This is a genomic window from Methylobacter sp. BBA5.1, from assembly GCF_000746145.1.
Taxonomy (GTDB): domain Bacteria; phylum Pseudomonadota; class Gammaproteobacteria; order Methylococcales; family Methylomonadaceae; genus Methylobacter; species Methylobacter marinus.
This window is the reverse complement of sequence record NZ_JQKS01000004.1, coordinates 197,879-216,056: the sequence shown is the minus strand read 5'-3', so window position 1 is coordinate 216,056 and position 18,178 is coordinate 197,879. Positions and strand designations below refer to the sequence as shown.

20 protein-coding genes, 2 tRNA genes and 1 pseudogene are annotated in these 18,178 nt (G+C 50.4%); 16 read left to right on the top strand and 7 right to left on the bottom strand.

Going from position 1 to position 18,178, the window contains the following annotated elements:
• Positions 1-165: pseudogene (locus EK22_RS24120) on the bottom strand (ISNCY family transposase); the annotation flags it as partial.
• Between the two features lie 267 nt (positions 166-432).
• Here EK22_RS24120 and EK22_RS04090 point away from each other — a divergent pair.
• The 3 genes from EK22_RS04090 (at position 433) to EK22_RS04080 (ending at position 2,530) form a co-directional block, all read left to right on the top strand.
• Positions 433-852: a hypothetical protein gene (locus EK22_RS04090; RefSeq protein WP_152564999.1), complete on the top strand. Its 420-nt coding sequence runs from the start codon at positions 433-435 to the stop codon at positions 850-852.
• 425 nt (positions 853-1,277) lie between these two features.
• The gene (locus EK22_RS04085) at positions 1,278-1,820 is read left to right on the top strand and encodes a hypothetical protein (protein ID WP_020157705.1); all 543 of its coding nucleotides are present in this window, start codon (positions 1,278-1,280) and stop codon (positions 1,818-1,820) included.
• Positions 1,821-1,930: 110 nt separating this feature from the next.
• Positions 1,931-2,530, top strand: a complete 600-nt coding sequence (locus EK22_RS04080; protein WP_036248299.1) for a hypothetical protein — start codon at positions 1,931-1,933, stop codon at positions 2,528-2,530.
• A gap of 110 nt (positions 2,531-2,640) precedes the next feature.
• Here the strand turns inward: EK22_RS04080 and EK22_RS04075 are convergent, their stop codons facing one another.
• On the bottom strand, positions 2,641-3,822 hold the full coding sequence (locus EK22_RS04075; RefSeq protein ID WP_036248296.1) for a pyridoxal phosphate-dependent aminotransferase: 1,182 nt from the start codon (positions 3,820-3,822) through the stop codon (positions 2,641-2,643).
• Between the two features lie 108 nt (positions 3,823-3,930).
• Here EK22_RS04075 and uvrB point away from each other — a divergent pair, with 108 nt between their 5' ends.
• The 13 genes from uvrB to EK22_RS25540 all read left to right on the top strand — a co-directional run bounded on the left by uvrB (position 3,931) and on the right by EK22_RS25540 (position 14,567).
• Positions 3,931-5,937 (top strand): excinuclease ABC subunit UvrB, encoded by a 2,007-nt coding sequence (gene uvrB, locus EK22_RS04070; RefSeq protein ID WP_036248293.1) that lies wholly within the window; start codon positions 3,931-3,933, stop codon positions 5,935-5,937.
• Positions 5,938-5,996: 59 nt separating this feature from the next.
• A tRNA-Val gene (locus EK22_RS04065) sits at positions 5,997-6,073 on the top strand.
• Between the two features lie 65 nt (positions 6,074-6,138).
• Entirely contained in the window at positions 6,139-8,046 is a 1,908-nt protein-coding gene (gene thrS, locus EK22_RS04060; RefSeq protein ID WP_036248291.1) for a threonine--tRNA ligase, read from the top strand.
• 22 nt (positions 8,047-8,068) lie between these two features.
• Positions 8,069-8,593, top strand: a complete 525-nt coding sequence (gene infC / locus EK22_RS04055; RefSeq protein WP_081917755.1) for a translation initiation factor IF-3 — start codon at positions 8,069-8,071, stop codon at positions 8,591-8,593.
• A 163-nt stretch (positions 8,594-8,756) separates the two neighbouring features.
• Entirely contained in the window at positions 8,757-8,954 is a 198-nt protein-coding gene (gene rpmI, locus EK22_RS23500; protein WP_081917759.1) for a 50S ribosomal protein L35, read from the top strand.
• A gap of 15 nt (positions 8,955-8,969) precedes the next feature.
• Positions 8,970-9,332 carry a 50S ribosomal protein L20 gene (gene rplT / locus EK22_RS04050; protein ID WP_020157699.1) on the top strand — a complete coding sequence of 121 codons (363 nt, stop codon included), beginning with the start codon at positions 8,970-8,972 and terminating at the stop codon, positions 9,330-9,332.
• A gap of 148 nt (positions 9,333-9,480) precedes the next feature.
• On the top strand, positions 9,481-10,500 hold the full coding sequence (gene pheS, locus EK22_RS04045) for a phenylalanine--tRNA ligase subunit alpha (protein WP_036248289.1): 1,020 nt from the start codon (positions 9,481-9,483) through the stop codon (positions 10,498-10,500).
• Between the two features lie 26 nt (positions 10,501-10,526).
• A complete protein-coding gene (gene pheT / locus EK22_RS04040) occupies positions 10,527-12,902 on the top strand; it encodes a phenylalanine--tRNA ligase subunit beta (protein ID WP_036248287.1) in 2,376 nt (791 codons plus the stop codon).
• 4 nt (positions 12,903-12,906) lie between these two features.
• Entirely contained in the window at positions 12,907-13,203 is a 297-nt protein-coding gene (gene ihfA, locus EK22_RS04035; protein WP_020157696.1) for an integration host factor subunit alpha, read from the top strand.
• Positions 13,187-13,540, top strand: coding sequence for a MerR family transcriptional regulator (locus EK22_RS04030; protein ID WP_020157695.1), 354 nt, complete (start codon positions 13,187-13,189; stop codon positions 13,538-13,540). Before ihfA ends, EK22_RS04030 begins: the two co-directional genes overlap by 17 nt.
• A gap of 107 nt (positions 13,541-13,647) precedes the next feature.
• A tRNA-Pro gene (locus tag EK22_RS04025) sits at positions 13,648-13,724 on the top strand.
• 198 nt (positions 13,725-13,922) lie between these two features.
• Positions 13,923-14,222 carry a hypothetical protein gene (locus tag EK22_RS04020; protein ID WP_036248284.1) on the top strand — a complete coding sequence of 100 codons (300 nt, stop codon included), beginning with the start codon at positions 13,923-13,925 and terminating at the stop codon, positions 14,220-14,222.
• Positions 14,223-14,294: 72 nt separating this feature from the next.
• Complete coding sequence (locus tag EK22_RS25540) at positions 14,295-14,567, top strand: transposase (protein ID WP_081917754.1); 273 nt, start codon at positions 14,295-14,297, stop codon at positions 14,565-14,567.
• Positions 14,568-14,584: 17 nt separating this feature from the next.
• Here the strand turns inward: EK22_RS25540 and EK22_RS04010 are convergent, their stop codons facing one another.
• From EK22_RS04010 to EK22_RS03990, 5 genes are all read right to left on the bottom strand, one after another.
• A complete protein-coding gene (locus EK22_RS04010; protein ID WP_036248281.1) occupies positions 14,585-15,247 on the bottom strand; it encodes a lysozyme inhibitor LprI family protein in 663 nt (220 codons plus the stop codon).
• Entirely contained in the window at positions 15,234-16,253 is a 1,020-nt protein-coding gene (locus tag EK22_RS23030; protein WP_051961665.1) for a peptidoglycan-binding domain-containing protein, read from the bottom strand. The genes EK22_RS04010 and EK22_RS23030 overlap by 14 nt, the downstream gene beginning before the upstream one ends.
• 26 nt (positions 16,254-16,279) lie before the next feature.
• Positions 16,280-16,669: a hypothetical protein gene (locus tag EK22_RS04000; protein ID WP_152564998.1), complete on the bottom strand. Its 390-nt coding sequence runs from the start codon at positions 16,667-16,669 to the stop codon at positions 16,280-16,282.
• 338 nt (positions 16,670-17,007) lie between these two features.
• Positions 17,008-17,481 carry a Crp/Fnr family transcriptional regulator gene (locus EK22_RS03995; RefSeq protein ID WP_036248277.1) on the bottom strand — a complete coding sequence of 158 codons (474 nt, stop codon included), beginning with the start codon at positions 17,479-17,481 and terminating at the stop codon, positions 17,008-17,010.
• 199 nt (positions 17,482-17,680) lie between these two features.
• Positions 17,681-18,064: a hypothetical protein gene (locus tag EK22_RS03990; RefSeq protein WP_235209212.1), complete on the bottom strand. Its 384-nt coding sequence runs from the start codon at positions 18,062-18,064 to the stop codon at positions 17,681-17,683.
• Between the last annotated feature and the right edge of the window lie 114 nt (positions 18,065-18,178).

Sequence of the window (18,178 nt, the reverse complement as noted above, 5' to 3'; positions counted from 1 at the left end):
CTCTTCCAGAATGGCAAATATCCGCTGACGCAAGCTGACCTCGGTATAAATGTATTGCAGTCCACGCAGTAGTTGGGGAATGTCATCACGTGATTTAGGATCAATGACAATGGCGGCAATATCGGTTTCACCGAATTTGAGTTGAGGCTGAATGACGGTGCGCATGCGAATTCGAGGGATGAAGATTTTGGCTTTTAGGCGGTTACGGGCCGATTTTCGCTGGAAATAAGACAAAACCGGGGTCAGGGCAACACATCTTCGTGTTGGAAAATCATTATAACCTATTGATGAATATGAGATTAATTAATTTTCATTCAAACACTATGTAGGCTTTTCCGCATTCGGATCGGGTTATATGTTGACGGTGGACACACCCTAAAAATAAGGGGATTTACTATGAAGTCGACTACATCAGTTATTTTTGGATTTTGCATGATTTTTATCGCCACAATGGCGTTTTCTGGAGGATGCTCAGCTATGTCAACTCAAACCCTTGAAATTAAATGGGAATGGCCCGCAGGACGGCAAATGGAGACGAAACTTTTAATCAATATCAAGAAAATTTCAAAAGCATCCAAAGGGCTTTTCGGCATTGGCGCATCGCCGTCGATGGCCAACGCGCTTCCCGATGCCACGGATGTGTCCGCCTCTATAGAATCCGGCCAGGAAAACCTGGTAGGCCGGGAACTGTCCATACGGATCCCCGGCATGGAAGCCCAAAAGCTTAAGGTTGGCGAGCACGCGGCCATTGGCCTGGTTGAAGGCAACACTATCGGCATCTGTGTATCCGCGGCACCAACGGCAGATAAGCAAGAGCTTGCGAACTGGTTTAACCAATGGCGTTGTGAGTAAAGCCACGGATCGGGCAGGGTGGATTGCGCATCCTATATTTCCAGCACAGGGCCTGGCATATATGGTGCGCATGCCCTGCGATTACCGACAAGATGTGAATAGTACGGCGAAATGGGGCATCGTACTGAAGTCCCTCCTGAATCCGCAAAGACAGGATTGGCCAGGCAAAGGTGCCTTCCCAGCCGGACCTCCGGCCCTTTCAGCTTCAATCCAGTGTTTGCCGTTACCTTCTCTCCCTATAATTACCTTGCCGATTGTGGCAGGTTTTCAGCGTGGATCGGCCATTAAGATTCCCACAGTGCCCTGCCGCCAGCCTATGCTTTCACGAATTTGAAAGATTTCTCTGCCTTGGGCTGATAAGATTCATTCATTTTTTGCCTTCGCCGGGGTTATCCTGGCGAAGGCTATGAATTATTGAGGCGATTATGCACGAACTTACCAACCAAGAACTCTACCAAGCCCTGGAATATGCCAAGAGCATCGACGAGGAAACCGGCAGAAGCATGCTCGAGCAGTTTCAACTGGATCAGACTGGACTCGCCCAGACTATTTTCGGCATGTTTCCGGCGGTCATCGCCCGGGAAAACCAGGATATGTCGTACCTGTTCATGGAGTTGTGCTTCGATGTGCTGTGCGTCTTCCAAAAGGCCTTCGGTCCTCTTCCATCCCAGAATGACATGGATTTCGACTGGGCGGAAAAACAAGCGGTGCTTTTGGACGCGGAACTGCAATCGTTAATCAAGGAAAAACCCATGGATGATAAGATCAGGGCCAGGCTGCAGGATAGATTCGCAAGCCGGGTCATCGAGGATAATCCTCAGCTGGGCCTGGTCAAGCTCATGAATGAAGCGATTGACGATTATGCCTCGGAAAATCCGAGCCGCGTTCCTGCCATCAAGATCACCCAGACCATGATCGCTGTTGTCATTCGTTTGTTTAACAATCTTTACAGCCATGGAAGGCGCTGATTTTTATCAGGGGTGTATTGCCTGAAGAGACTGTTTTCCGAATCGAATTCGGAACAACAATTTTTCAGGACGGTATTCAACTGCAATACCCTCAGCCGTGACGAAAAACAATGCGCTTATCGCTGACCTATTGCCCCGCACTGCCTATTCTGCTCCTGGCCCTGCCATTATGGCTGGGCGGCTGCGCGGTGCGACTGGATCTGCCCCGTCAACTGAGCGAACCGGTGCCCGTGTTCCTGCTGGATCATGGTCGTCATTCCAGTCTTGTGCTTCCCGCTGAAAGCGGGGGGCTGGTCCGATACTCTTACGGCGATTGGCAGTATTACGCTCTGGGCCGGACCGATCTGGCCAGCGGTTTTAGCGCGCTGTTCGGAGACACCCAGGCCGCGCTAGGCCGCCGCGAACTGCCGGGGGCGCGGACCGCGGCGAACGTACGCAGTCAGGTGCGCATCGGAATCGAACAGTTAATCGAATTGCGTGCGGAAGCGTCGGATGTGCTCAGGCTGCGCGAAAAGTTGGATGATTTGTATCAGGCGGCGCTGCCGGTGCGGATTTACAACGCCCAAATGGATCTGGACTTCGTGCCTCACCCCGAGCCCTACACGCTTTCGCACAATTCCAACCAGATGGTCGCGAAGTGGCTCGAAGCGCTGGGCTGTCGGGTGCGGGGGCTGCCGATACTGTCGAACTGGCGCGTGGCGGGCGATTAGCTTGCGCCTGCCGGATCGTTTAACAGGAATCGGGTTCAATCCCTGCGGATAAAAAAAGGGCGGCTGCATAGCTGCAGTCGCCCTGTTGTTTATCAATGCGAAGCAGTTTTTTAGATGGCGTTTCTGATGCGCTCCAGGGCATTTTCCAGGTTGACCATGCTGGTGGCGATGGAAATGCGGATATGGCCGGGGCAGCCGAACGCGGAACCGGGAACCAGCGCGACGCCGGCCTGTTCGATCAGATACTCGGCGAATTCAAGGTCGTCATTGATGTTGTCGAGCCTTTCGATGAGCTTTTCCACATTCGGGAACACATAAAACGTGCCGTCCGTGCCCAAGCAGTCGATGCCGTCGATTTTATTGAATTCAGAGACGACGAAGTCATGGCGCTTTTTAAATTCGTCGCGCATGTTGTCGATAAACGACTGGTCGCCGGTCAAGGCCGCCTCGGCGGCGATTTGCGAAATCGAGGTCGGGTTGGAGGTGCTTTGCGACTGGATCGTGCACATGGCCGCGATCAGGTCGACGGGGCCGGCCGCATAACCGATACGCCAGCCGGTCATTGAATAGGCCTTCGATACGCCATTCATGACCACAGTGCGGTCGTACAGGTCAGGGTGCGCATTCAGGATGTTAACGAACGTGTCTTTTTTCCAGAGGATATGCTCATACATGTCATCGGTGGCGATGATGATGTTCGGAAACTCCTTGAGTACATCGCCGATGGCTTTCAGTTCGTCCAGGGTGTAGGCGATACCGGACGGGTTGGACGGGCTGTTGATGAACATCAGCCGGGTCTTGTCGGTGATGGCCGCGCGCAACTGCTCCGGCGTGATTTTAAATTGCTGCGCCTGTGTGGTTTCGATAATAACAGGCACACCGTCCGCCAGCAGCACCATGTCGGGATAAGAAACCCAGAACGGTGCCGGAATAATGACTTCATCGCCGGGGTTGAGCAGGGCTTGAGCCAGATTGTACGAGCTTTGCTTGCCGCCGCAGGAAACCAGGATCTGTTTGGGCTGGTAATCCAGGCCGTTATCGTTTTTAAACTTGTTGATAATGGCTTTTTTTAAGCTCGGAATACCGTCGACTGCAGTATATTTGGTAAAACCGTTGTCTAGTGCCTTAACCGCGGCTGCTTTGATGTGATCCGGCGTGTCGAAATCGGGTTCGCCCGCGCCCAGTCCAATAATGTCCTTACCGGCAGCGCGCATTTCCGCTGCTCTGGCGGTAATGGCCAGGGTAGGAGAGGGTTTAACTGCTTGCACTCTATCAGATAGTTTGATGCTCATATTCCGCCGTGTAAAATCAATGTCAGAAATAACGAAGATTATACTCTATGTATAATGGCTTGCTAACAGTCCACTGTTAAAAATGATTAATTTCCTGAGAAGTTTTGAGTGAAGAAAGAATTTAAAATTCAAAGTCGATTCAAACCGGCCGGCGACCAGCCGACCGCCATAAGACAGCTGATTGAGGGCCTGAATGACGGGGAAGTGCATCAGACGCTGTTGGGTGTCACAGGCTCCGGCAAAACTTTCACGATCGCGAATGTGATCAATGAGGTTCAGCGCCCAGCTATGATAATCGCGCCGAACAAAACGCTGGCGGCGCAGCTATACGGAGAGATGAAAGAATTTTTCCCGGAAAACAGCGTTGAGTATTTTGTCTCGTATTATGACTACTACCAGCCGGAAGCGTATGTGCCGGCCTCCGATACGTTTATCGACAAGGACGCCTCGCTGAACGAGCATATCGAGCAAATGCGCCTGTCGGCCACCAAGGCGCTGATCGAGCGCCAGGATACGATTGTGGTCGCGACCGTCTCAGCGATTTACGGTTTGGGCGAGCCGGAATCCTACTTCAAAATGGTCCTGCATCTGGTCAAGGGCGACATGATCGATCAGCGCGCCATTTTGCGCCGCCTGGCCGAAATGCAGTATACGCGCAATGATACGGAACTGCGCCGCGCCACCTATCGCGTGCGCGGCGAAGTCATCGATATTTTTCCGGCTGAATCCGACAGTGAAGCCTTGCGCGTCGAGTTGTTCGATGACGAAGTCGAGCGTATGTCGCTGTTCGACCCGCTGACTGGCGAAGTCCTGCGCCGCGTGGCTCGCTATACGGTCTACCCGAAGAATCATTACGTGACGCCGCGCGAGCAGCTGCTGTCCGCTGTCGATGCGATCAAGATCGAGCTCAAGGAGCGCCTGGAGCAATTGCGCTCGTTGAATAAGCTGGTCGAGGCACAGCGGCTGGAGCAACGGACGCTGTTCGATATTGAAATGATCCTGGAAGTCGGCTACTGCTCGGGCATCGAAAATTATTCGCGCCATCTGTCGGGCCGAGGCCCCGGCGAATCACCGCCGACCATGTTCGATTATCTGCCGGCCGATGCGCTGGTCATCATTGATGAAAGTCATGTCACGGTGCCGCAGATCGGCGCCATGTATAAAGGCGATCGCTCGCGCAAGGAAACGCTGGTCGAATACGGCTTCCGGTTGCCATCGGCGCTCGATAACCGGCCGTTGATGTTCGATGAGTTCGAGGCGAAATCGCCCCAGCGCATCTATATATCGGCGACGCCCGGCCCTTATGAAAAAGCGCACTCCGGCGTATTCGCCGAGCAGGTGGTCAGGCCGACCGGGCTGCTGGATCCCGAGGTCGAGGTGCGTCCGGCCACGACGCAGGTCGATGATTTGCTCTCGGAAATCAATAAGCGCATCGAGTTGCAAGAGCGGGTGCTGGTGACGACGCTGACTAAAAGGATGGCCGAGGATCTGACTGAATATTACCTGGAGCACGGCGTACGCGTGCGCTATCTGCATTCCGACATCGACACGGTGGAGCGCGTCGAGATTATCCGCGACTTGCGGCTGGGGCAGTTTGACGTGCTGGTCGGCATCAACCTGCTGCGCGAAGGACTTGATATCCCGGAGGTGTCCCTGGTGGCCATTCTGGATGCCGACAAGGAAGGTTTTCTGCGTTCGGTCGTATCTTTAGTGCAAACCATCGGCCGCGCCGCCAGAAACGTACGCGGCAAAGCGATTTTATATGCCGATCGCATGACCAAATCCATGCGGCAGGCGATCGATGAAACCGAACGCCGCCGGGAAAGGCAGCGCCGTTTCAATGCCGAGCATCATATAGAGCCGACCACTATCTACAAATCCGTGACCGATATCATGCAGACGTCGATTCCCGGCGCCGCCATCTCGTTCGGTGGGGCGAAGGGGCAGGTCGCGGAACTGGCGGCCGATTACAAAGCCATGACGCCCAAACAGCTGGGCAAGAAGCTCAAACAGCTGGAAGAGGCCATGTACCAGCACGCCAAAAACCTTGAGTTTGAGCAGGCGGCCAAGATCAGGGATGAAATCAAGACGCTGCAAGAGGAAATGTTGGTTTAAAAAGTTGCATAATAAAAAACTGTCAGTATAATAGCCGGCTCTGAAGTTACACAGGCTTCAGGCGCGTAGCTCAGTTGGTTAGAGCACCACCTTGACATGGTGGGGGTCGTTGGTTCGAGTCCAATCGCGCCTACCAGACTTTATAAAGCACTGCTCGGCGGTGCTTTTTTTATTGTACTAACTAAATATAGTTGACGAATAATGCCGGTAATTACCCTTCCTGATGGCTCTCATCGCGAGTATGACCAAGCTGTTACAGTGATGGAGGTTGCTCAATCCATCGGCTCCGGATTGGCTAAAGCGACCCTGGCAGGCAAACTGGACGGCAAGCTTGTCGATGCCAGTACATTAATCGAAAACGACGCCACGCTTCAAATTGTCACTTCCAAGGATGAAGCGGGTGTCGATGTTATTCGTCATTCCACCGCCCACCTTTTGGCCCAAGCCGTCAAGGAACTCTTCCCGCGGGCGCAAGTCACTATCGGTCCGGTCATCGAAAACGGCTTCTATTACGATTTTGCCTACGAACGACCGTTTACCCCCGAAGATCTGGCCGCCATCGAGAAAAAAATGCAGCAATTGGCCGATCAGGATTATCCGGTCAAGCGTACGGTGTTGCCCAGAGACGAAGCGGTAAAATTCTTTAGAAACCAGGGCGAGGAATACAAAGCGGAAATCATTGAATCCATTCCGGCCAATGAGGATCTGTCTTTATACGAACAGGGCGGGTTTACTGATTTGTGCCGAGGCCCCCATGTGCCGAGCACGGGCAAATTAAAAGCCTTCAAGCTCATGAAGATTGCCGGCGCCTACTGGCGCGGTAATTCCGACAATGAGATGCTGCAGCGTATTTACGGCACGGCATGGGGCGATAAAAAGGAGTTGCAGGCTTATCTGCATCGTCTGGAAGAAGCGGAAAAGCGCGATCACCGTAAACTGGCGAAAACCCTGGATTTGTTCCATTCCCAGGAGGAAGCGCCCGGCATGGTGTTCTGGCACGATAAAGGCTGGATCATATATCAGCAGGTTGAGCAGTATATCCGCCAGAAGTTGCGCGCGAACGGTTACGGGGAAGTAAGAACGCCGCAGGTCGTGGACCGTTCCCTGTGGGAAAAGTCCGGGCACTGGGATAAGTTCGGCGACATGATTTTCACGACGCATTCGGAACATCGTGACTATGCCATCAAGCCCATGAACTGCCCTTGCCACGTGCAGATTTACAATCAGGGCATTAAAAGTTATCGAGACTTGCCGATCCGTATGGCGGAATTCGGCTCGTGTCACCGCAACGAGCCATCGGGCACATTGCATGGCCTGATGCGGGTCAGGAACTTCGTGCAGGATGATGCGCACATCTTCTGTGCGGAAGAGCAGATCCAGGACGAGGTATCGACTTTTATCGATATGCTGTTCGATGTTTACAAGGATTTCGGTTTCGAAGAAGTCATTATCAAATTATCGACGCGTCCGGAGAATCGGGTCGGCGACGATGCCGTCTGGGATAAAGCTGAAAGCGCCCTGGAACTGGCGCTGAATAATAAAGGCCTGAAATGGGATCTGCAACCGGGCGAGGGCGCTTTTTACGGGCCTAAAATTGAATTTTCATTGAAGGATTGTATTGGACGTGTCTGGCAGTGTGGCACGATCCAGGTCGATTTCTCCATGCCTGGCCGGCTGGGCGCTACCTATATTGCCGAAGACGGCTCAAGACAAGTGCCGGTTATGCTGCACAGAGCCATACTTGGTTCGTTAGAGCGCTTTATCGGCATTCTGATAGAGCAGCATGCAGGCACATTCCCTGCCTGGCTGGCGCCGGTACAGGCCGTACTGATGACGATCACCGATCGACATGCCGAATATGCCTCGGAGCTTGCGCAAAACCTCGAGAAGCAAGGTTTCAGGGTGAAAATAGACTTGAGAAATGAAAAGATCGGGTTTAAAATTCGCGAGCATTCCATGCAGCGCGTGCCCTATCTTTTGATCATTGGAGATAAGGAATTGGATGATCAAACTATCTCGGTGCGTACGCAAAAGGGTGAGGATTTAGGTAGTCTGTCAATCAGTGCATTTGCCGAACGGTTAACGAAAGAGATTGAAGACAAAAAGTAACAATACTTTGGAGGATTAAGATATCGCTGCTAAAAAAGATGAAACGCGCCTGAACGATGCCATCACTGCCAGGCGAGTGAGGGTAACAGGTGCCGATGGTGAGGCATTGGGCATCATCTCGCTGGACGAAGCCAAACAGATTGCTTATGCTGCGGACTTGGATTTAGTGGAAATATCGCCAAACGCGGATCCTCCGGTTTGTAAGATAATGAACTATGGCAAATACCAGTTTGAGCAAAATAAAAAACTGGCGCTTGCCAAGAAAAAACAAAAACAGATCCAGGTTAAGGAAATCAAATTCAGACCCGGAACTGACGAGGGGGATTATCAGGTTAAGTTAAGAAGTTTAACTAAATTCCTGAATGATGGGGATAAGACAAAAATTACTGTACGTTACCGCGGGCGCGAAATGGCCCATAGGGAAATCGGCATGGATTTGCTGAAGCGTATAGAAAAAGATTTGGAAGAGTTGGCCACTGTTGAGCAATTTCCTAAAATGGAAGGCCGTCAGATGGTCATGGTCATGGCGCCGAAGAAAAAGAAGTAATAAGGCCGCCTTTTCTCATTAGACTTTCAAAAGCTATCAGGCAGCACGGGATGTGTTGCTGAAGGCATCGTTTTTGATGCGCATAATTCTTCAGGGCCATGCATTTTGCCTTGCTGGGTTATTTTCTCAGGGATTTTGTATTTATATTTATTGGAGCAAACAAATGCCAAAAATAAAAACTAACCGTGGCGCGGCCAAGCGTTTCAGACGCACAGGCAACGGCGGTTTCAAATGTGGCCAGTCACATAAACGTCATATTCTGACTAAAAAGTCCACTAAAAGAAAAAGACAGTTACGCAAGCCGGCAACTATTCATCCATCAGATGTGCGCATGGCCGCACGCATGATGCCTTACAGTTAATCAAGGAGCGGAATAATGCCTAGAGTAAAACGCGGCGTAACAGCCAGAGCAAGACACAAAAAGATTTTAAAGCAAGCGAAAGGTTACTACGGTGCACGTAGTCGCGTTTATCGCGTTGCCAAGCAAGCGGTCATCAAAGCAGGTCAATATGCTTACCGCGACCGTAAACAGAAAAAACGTCAGTTCCGGGCGTTGTGGATTGTCCGTATCAATGCGGCAGCCAGAATGTGCGGCACATCTTACAGCCGCCTGATCAATGGCTTGAACAAAGCGAATGTGGCGATAGACCGTAAGGTTTTGGCGGATATCGCGGTACGCGATATGGACGCTTTTGCTGAAATAGCGAAAATCGCCAAGGCGAATCAAAGTCCACTTTGAGATAAGGAAATGACTATTCCGGCTGAGTAGTCAGGTTATTCCCCCCTCTCCGATCGGGGAGGGGCGGGGTAAGGGGTTAAATCCTTGCCCGGTTAAAAAATCCTTTTTGGATTTCCTCCCCATCTACTTAATATAAGCGAGCTGAGCAGTGTCGGCCATTCTAGAAGAAATTCTCGCGCAGGCATTACAACAGCTTGCGGATGCAAAAGACCTTAATCAACTCGATCAGGTCCGTGTTCAATATCTCGGCAAGAAGGGTCAGTTTACCCTGCAGATGAAAGAACTCGGTAGACTTGATCCCGAACAGCGGCGCTCCGCTGGACAAGTAATCAACGAAGCCAGAGACCAGTTTCAGCAACAACTGGAAGCCAGGAAAACCGCGCTGGAGCAGGCGGCACTGGAAGAAAGGCTGGCTAGCGAGCGTGTCGATGTGACCCTGCCAGGAAGAGGGCAATTCGTTGCCGGACTGCACCCGGTCACGACCACGTTGAGAAGAATCTCCACGATTTTTGCCGGGGTCGGTTTCAAAGTGGTTGAAGGACCTGAAATCGAAGACGATTACCATAACTTCAGCGCCCTGAACATCCCCGAGCATCATCCGGCGCGGGCCATGCACGATACATTTTATTTTGACGCGCATACGGTCTTGCGGACACATACTTCACCCGTGCAGATCCGGGTTATGGAGTCCGAGCAGCCGCCGCTCAAAGTCATTGCCCCTGGACGGGTATACCGCTGCGATTCGGATCTCACCCACTCGCCCATGTTTCATCAGGTAGAGGGCTTTCTTGTCGATAAAGACGTCAGCTTCGGCGATTTAAAAGGTGTGATTTTCGAGTTTTTACAGGCATTTTTCGAAAAAGATGTCCAGGCTCGCTTCCGTCCATCTTATTTCCCATTCACCGAGCCTTCTGCAGAGTTCGACGTCTCATGCGTGATGTGCGACGGTCAAGGCTGTCGTGTCTGTAAGAACACCGGCTGGCTGGAAGTAGGGGGGTGCGGAATGATCCATCCCGAAGTCTTCAAATCGGTGAGTATCGATCACGAACAATTTTCAGGATTCGCATTCGGCATGGGCGTAGAGCGTCTGGCTATGATGCGATACGGTATCAACGATTTGAGATTGTTTTTTGAAAATGATCTTAAATTTTTAGAACAATTCAAATAAGTTGCAGTTACAGGAAAGCTTGAATCATGCAAATTAGTGAAGCCTGGTTAAGAGATTACGTCAATCCGGCCATAACCACAGAAGAACTGGTCGAGCAATTGACTATGGCAGGCCTTGAAGTTGATTCCGTAACGCCCGCGGCTGCCGTATTCAGCGGCGTCGTCGTCGGTGAAGTGCTGGACATGCAGCAACATCCGGATGCCGACCGGCTCAGAGTCTGTACAGTCGCTGTCGGTGAAGCCGAGCCATTGCAAATCGTTTGCGGCGCCAGTAACGTGCGCGTCGGGCTCAAAATACCGGCGGCCTTAATCGGCGCCGTATTGCCGGGCGATTTTAAAATCAAAAAATCCAAGCTGCGCGGCGTGGAATCGTTCGGCATGCTGTGCTCGGAAAAGGAACTGGGCCTGGCAGCCGACGCCAGCGGCCTGATGGAGCTGGCCTCCGATGCACCAGTAGGCGCCAATATCCGCGACTACCTGTCTCTCAACGACTCCATTATCGAAGTCGACTTGACGCCTAACAGGGCGGACTGCCTGAGCGTGGAAGGCATTGCCCGGGAAGTGGCAGTGTTAAATCGCATGAATTGGTCGCCGACTCAAATCGAGACGGTGGCGGTCAGTCATCAAGATGTCCTGGCGGTCAACGTCGAAGCGGCAGACGCCTGTCCCCGTTATCTGGGACGCCTGATCAAAGGCGTAAACGCCAAGGCCGAGACCCCGTTGTGGATGCAGGAACGCTTGCGCCGTTCCGGCCTGAGAAGCCTGGGGCCTCTGGTTGACGTCACCAATTATGTGCTGATCGAGCTGGGCCAGCCATTGCATGCTTTCGATGCCGCCAAACTGACCGGCGCCATCAACGTACGCTGGGGCAAGACCGGCGAACAACTTTCTTTATTGAACGGGCAGCTGATCACGCTTGATTCCGAAGCGTTAGTGATCGCCGATGATCAACAGGTCCTGGCACTTGCCGGCGTCATGGGCGGTAGCGAGTCGGCCGTCGGCGACGACACACAAAACGTATTCCTGGAGTGCGCGTTTTTTGCCCCGCAAAGCATTGCCGGTAAGGCGCGCCGATTCGGGTTGCATACCGATTCATCGCACCGCTTCGAGCGCGGCGTCGATCCCATGTTGCAGGAAAGAGCCATCGAACGCGCCACGCAACTGATTATTGAAATCGCAGGCGGCAGCGTCGGTCCGGTTACCGAAGCGAAAGCCGAATCGGTGTTACTTACACGTCCGGCGGTTCTGCTCAGACGGCAGCGCATCGAGAAAATACTGGGCATCGCGCTGGCGGATGAAGAAATCGTGGCGATTTTCCAGCGCCTGGGCATGTTAGTGGAAACTCAGGCCGATGGCTGGCAAATCACGCCGCCGGGCTTCCGGTTTGATATCGCCATCGAAGCGGACCTGATCGAAGAACTGGCGCGTATCTATGGCTATAACAACCTGCCGAGCAGCAGTTTGTTGATGCGCTCCGAATTAGGCAAAGCGGCAGAGGCCGTGCTGGACATAGACCGGGTTAAGGATCTGCTGGTCGACAGAGACTATCAGGAAGCGATCACCTATAGTTTTGTCGATGAAGACATCCAGAAGGCAGTAGCGCCCGACGATGTGTTTATCCCTTTAAAAAACCCCATTTCCTCGGAATTGTCGGTCATGCGCACCACGTTATGGTGCGGTTTATTGAATGCGGCATTGCACAACACCAATCGCCAGCAGAACCGGGTGCGGTTGTTTGAAACCGGTCTGCGCTTTATTAATCAGGGCGGAGAAGTCCGTCAGCAGAAAATGCTGGCAGGGTTGGCATTGGGAAGCGTCTATGCCGAGCAATGGGGCGAGAAGACCCGCAAAGTCGATTTTTTCGATGTGAAAGGCGACGTACAAGCCATGTTTGCGTTGACGGGCTGCGATGTGCGCTTTGCACCGGGAAAGCAAGCGGCGTTGCATCCGGGGCAATCGGCTGAAATCCTGACGCCGGCAGGTGAAACAATTGGCTGGCTTGGCATGCTCCACCCCACGCTGGAAAAACAGCTGGGTTTCGATACTCAGGTTTTTTTATTTGAATTCGACCAGAACTTATTGTTAAATAAGCGTATTCCTGTGTTCAAATCGCTGTCAAAGTACCCGTCGGTGCGTCGCGATTTAGCCTTGATCGTCAAGGAAGAGATCTCGGCGGATGACATCCTCAGTGCTATTCAAGGATGTGCTGAACAGACCCTGCAGGACATCGTGATTTTTGACGTGTACCGTGGCAAGGGCGTGGAAGAAGGCCATAAAAGTATGGCTTTAAGTTTAACCATACAGGATTATTCACAAACGCTAACAGATTCTGAAATAGATGCTATATTTAACAGGGTGTTAGATACAGTAACGAAGAAAATTAGTGCAAAGCTGAGAGATTGATTTAATGGCATTAACCAAAGCAGATTTTGCCGAAAGGCTGTTTGATGAGCTTGGCTTAAACAAGCGCGAAGCAAAGGAGATGGTCGAATTGTTTTTTGAAGAAATTAAAGGTTCTTTGGAAAACGGTGAGCAGGTAAAAATTTCCGGTTTTGGGAAATTCGAACTCCGCGATAAAAATAGTCGTCCTGGCAGAAACCCGAAAACCGGTGAAGAGATTCCCATAACCGCTCGGCGTGTGGTAACATTCAGGTCAGGTCAAAAACTTAAAGCCCGAGTGGAAGCATATGCTGGAGCCGAGTAATAACAACGAACTGCCGCCAATACCAGCCAAACGGTATTTCACTATAGGTGAGGTCAGCGAGTTATGTGGGGTGAAACCCCATGTGCTCCGGTATTGGGAACAAGAGTTTGCTGAACTGAGCCCCGTCAAGAGGCGCGGCAACCGCCGCTATTATCAGCGCCATGACGTTCTGATGATACGGCAGATCCGCTCTCTCTTGTACGAACAAGGCTATACCATCGGTGGAGCCAGGGCTCACCTGTCCAGCGATGACGCCAAGGAAGACTCAACCCGCACCAAGCAGTTGATTCATCAGTTGATTGGCGAACTCGAAGATATTTTAGAATTACTTAAATAGATTTATTACTAAAATAGATTTAATGCGACGGATAGAGTATAATCTGCCGCATCGATAGGGCCTGCGTTCGCAAGCCTTTCTCAGATACTCTCAAAATTTCAATACGTCGGGGCGTAGCGCAGCTTGGTAGCGCACTTGCATGGGGTGCAAGGGGTCGAAGGTTCAAATCCTTTCGCCCCGACCAATTGAATCAAAGACTTATAAAAATCGTTAAAAGCAAAAAATCACTCTCGAGATACCTTTTCTTATTAGGTGAATCATAAAAGCAGGTATTACTGAGCACTCGTTTCCTTTAGGCATTTATCAAAGTCATCGATGACGCTGAAGGAACTGCAGAGCTGGTTGGAGCAGTAACAGGCTCTGAGTGTTTCGATTTCAGCCATTGATAAGTTTATCCGGCACAAACTGGGCTATCGCTATAAAAAACACGGTCGTCGCCAGTGAACAGCAGCGCGAGGATGTCGCTATAGCCCGAGAGCAATGGCAAGCCTGGCAGAAAACCTGCGATCTGTCGAAGCGGCTGTTTCTGGACGAAACGGGCGTATCCACGGCTATGATCCGCCGCTATGGACGGGCCTTGGGCGGTGCTCGCTGTCAGGATGCCGCACCGGCAGGTCATTGGCAGACCATGACCTTTATTGCCGGCTTGCGTGCCGACCGGCTCACGGCCCCTAGTGCCTGAACCAGGCTATGACGGGCGAAGCCTTTAAGGAATACCTGCGTTCACAACTGGGGCCGACCTTGAAACCCGGCGATATCGTCATCTGTTACAATCTGCCGGCGCATAAGGTGGTGGAGGTTCCAAGCCCTTGTTGAAGCGCACGGGGCGTCGATCAAATACTTGCCGTCCTACAGTCCTGACCTGAATCCGATCGAGCAGGTCTTTGACAAGCTGAAGGCGCTCCTGCGCAAGACGGCGGAACGCACTTACGATAAGCTTTGGCGGCTCACTGGTAAACTGTTGGATGAGTTTTATGCTGATGAGTGCCTCAATCTCTTTAGACGCTCAGGCTATGCTTCTAGGTAATGGATAAATGCCCTAGATTACCTGCTTACTTGCCAATCAATTTTGCGGTACGTATAAAAAAAACCACCATTTAAGCCACAGTTATTTTCAGCTACTTTAAATGCCTCTGTATTCGGATCGATAGTGATGGTATCTGCATCTATTGATCGCGCTGTAAAATGATCACTGCCTACGGTTACTAATAACTGGTTGCCATTTTCGGTCGCCGTGCCCGTAATCTCACAAGTCCAAGCGCCTTGTTCAGGGTCAGCGGTCTGGATAGATATCAGATAATTTTTATTTCCTGTCGGGTAAACTGTCATTATGCCAATATCCTTTTTTTCATATTGACCAGCAAACACAGATAGTTTTTTATCTGCCCCCAATACAGCGAGACGTTGTTGGTAAGCACTTGAAATACAATCAATATCGTTTTTACATTTATCGCGCAATTTGATCCATCGAGCCTGATCCTGGCGTAAACGGGATATAAAGGTGTCATTATTAGAAGCGTCGATAAAACCTTTCCATATTTCACCTAGCTTGCGATCCAGTCGAGCTAGCGTATCGTTGGCACAAATTGTTTTTTCAACTGCTGTTGTTGCCTTTTTACAATTAAACGAGGGCGCAGAGACCTCCGCCTGAACAAAATTAGCGGTTAATAACAAGAATATAGTAAGGATATATTTATGATTGAGCATAATATTGCTGATTTTCTGTTCCCAACATGTGTTTAGCGCATTTACGCTCTTGTTTATATCTTGCAGCAACTCCATCTTGTACGGATTTCGTCGATTTGGAAAAATATTTCAGGACGGTATCTCCTTCCTTATTAACCTTTGTAGCGGAACGCTCGTCATAAATCGCATCAATGACTTCGGCATCAGTCATTTTGGCGACGTCCTTGCCTTTAAGCGCATTCGATATAACAGAACTACCCGGTCCGTGCTGAACCGCCACCGACCAAACGACATCTTGCACCGCTGCTGATCGTTCACTAACATTTAATCCCGTTTTTTCTTGTACCTTGTTGGATAAGGGTGAATAATTTTTTGAGGCAATATAATCGTGTTGCAGAGTTTCAAAACCTGGCTCTTCCGCGGCAGTCTTCCAGGCATTTTTAAATTTGCTATTTCCAGCAAGTGCTGCATCGTATCCACCCGCCTCATCAAGCTGTTGATAGACATCAGGTGAAGCGGTTTTCACATAGTTGAGAAAACCGTTCATGGTTCCCCGTTTGGTTTCAATTTGGTATTTGCCGTAAGACCAACCTCCAGTGTTGTCATAACCAATTGCGGCAGACCCACGGTTACCCGATTCATATTTGGCACTTAAGTTGCCAAGCTTTCCTGCTGCTGGGCACTTAGGCATTTTAGGGCATTTTTGTTTCGCGGAGGGTTTTTGCTTGGAAAATGTTTTTTTTGCCTTTACGCCTGCGGCATCTGCTTTGTTGGCTTTTTTTGCGGCCTCGTCATCAGAAAGGAACTCTTTGCCACTTGCGGATGCTGGATTGTTACTCAATTTTCGTAACTTATTTGCTACGGTTTTTGCCTCTGCTTTTGAGATGCCATTATCCGAGAGGTAATTAGCCAATGCTTTTTCAGTATTGGGTCCAAATTGACTATCTACCTTCCCCGCTGAATAACCCAACTGATTTAAATTACGTTGAAGATTACGTACATCGGTTTTTGAAAATAATTCGTTCATAAAATAGTAGCTCAAACCGTATTCAGCTAGTCCAATTGCAAACAGTCGGTAATCGTTAAAAAAACGCGCTCGATCCAGTCCGGATCAACTAACTCACCCTCATATCTCTGTAATACAGAAAACCAGGGTCGATCTGCAATTGCTTGCATCGAGTCGCCAAACTGGCTGGCTAAAATGGCGTAATAGGCAATACCTAATTCACTATGTATACCTAATTGCTCAGCCCGAGCAACTAAACGATCAACTTGTTCGTAGAAGTCATTGGGGTCTAAAGGAGACTCTAATAGCTCGTTATCGCGTAAAAACTGATCCAAGCGAATAACGAAATTGTCGCGCTGAATGGCATCGAAAATAGCAATTTGTTCGGGAGTTATGGACAACATGTGAAATACAGTTTTAGTTAAATTCGCTTTCAACCAATGTTCAATTGATCCTATGAATTATAGTTTACAGCCAGCGGAGTCAAGCCAGCGGGGTCAGGTCTAGATTAGTAGTATTGTTTACTAATCATCAAGGTTGAACAGCCAACTCCCCCTGACAAATCTCGGAGCGCGGAATTACCGTGCTGGGCGTTTCAAAACTCTTCGCTTTGAAAAAAAGGAGCGGGTTGAATTATAAAATAAACCCGGCTCTTTTATTTCTCATTTCCAAAAAAAGCTATGAATCTAGACCTGACCCTTCTGCCCTTACTTGAATCTAGACCTGACCCTTCTGCCCTTACTCCCTTACTTGACCCTTCTGCCCTTACTGCGACTTAGGCAAATCCGGCGGGATTCCATTCCTCCATCATCTTCCGACGCGCCGCTTCGAGACGCATAGACATCATTCCGGCAAATTTCTTTAACAGCTCATAGCCGAATTTCGGTTCCTGCTCGCATCGTGCCAGTATGGCAGTCCCGTCAAACTGGAGCAATTCCGAGTCCTCTTCGGCCCTGGCTTGAAAATTCCATTGATAAGGTGAGATCAACCAGGACCATCCCAAGACTTGGTCATTACCCAGGGTCTGGATCTCCAGATTCGGGCCCATTATCGCTGGGATTTGTAGGGCGATACGTCCATTGCGGACTATATAGAATTTGTCTGCTTTTTCGCCTTGTTGAAACAGGATCTGCCCCTTTTTGATTTCGTATATGCTCGAACATTCGGACAGAAATTTCAGGACATCATCAGGGAGGTCGCAGAAAAATTCATGAACCGACAGGTATTCCGTAGTTGATGGATTGCTCATTGTTTACCTCCATAAGGCACTGGGAAGGATGGATCTATAGTACACATAGCGTACATCTTTTTCGACTGCTGAAGAAAGCCCATCATTCGTGATCAATAGCTTCATGCCTCAGCTCCTTCTATCGCGCTAAATTTTCTAAGGAACGCGCATAAAATAACTTCCTCAAGTGCACGGATGAATTTCCAGTGTAGGTGCGAATTTACTTGTGCCCTTCAGGGTATTCGCATAGTGCGAATACCCTGAAGGGCACAAGTCCATAGGGCATAAATGAATTCGTACCTACAATTCCCTGATTTATTCCATGCCCATTACTAAGCGGCCCGCGGACCCCCTGCCACCTGAAAACTTCGCCGTCCGGCGTGAAAGTCCTGCACATGTCTTCGCCCGCGGTATTGATAGTGTCACCCAGGCTCAAGGGCTCCTGCCACTCGACCTGAGGATTCTGATAGGAAATCCATTCTTCGTTTCCGCCCAGCGAGCCGAGGTCAGGGCGCATGCTGGTAATGATCAGGCTTTTGCCGTCCTTCGACAATCCCGTCCAGTGCAAATGATCCCGGTAAAGAGAGTTGATTCTGGGTCCCAAGCCCTGAGATTTCTGCCAACTACCACTTTTTCTTCTCCACCTTCCAAATGTCGCACCCGCTATCATCAACCACTCTTAGCAGATATTGAGCAGGTTCTTAGATATGCGGAGGGG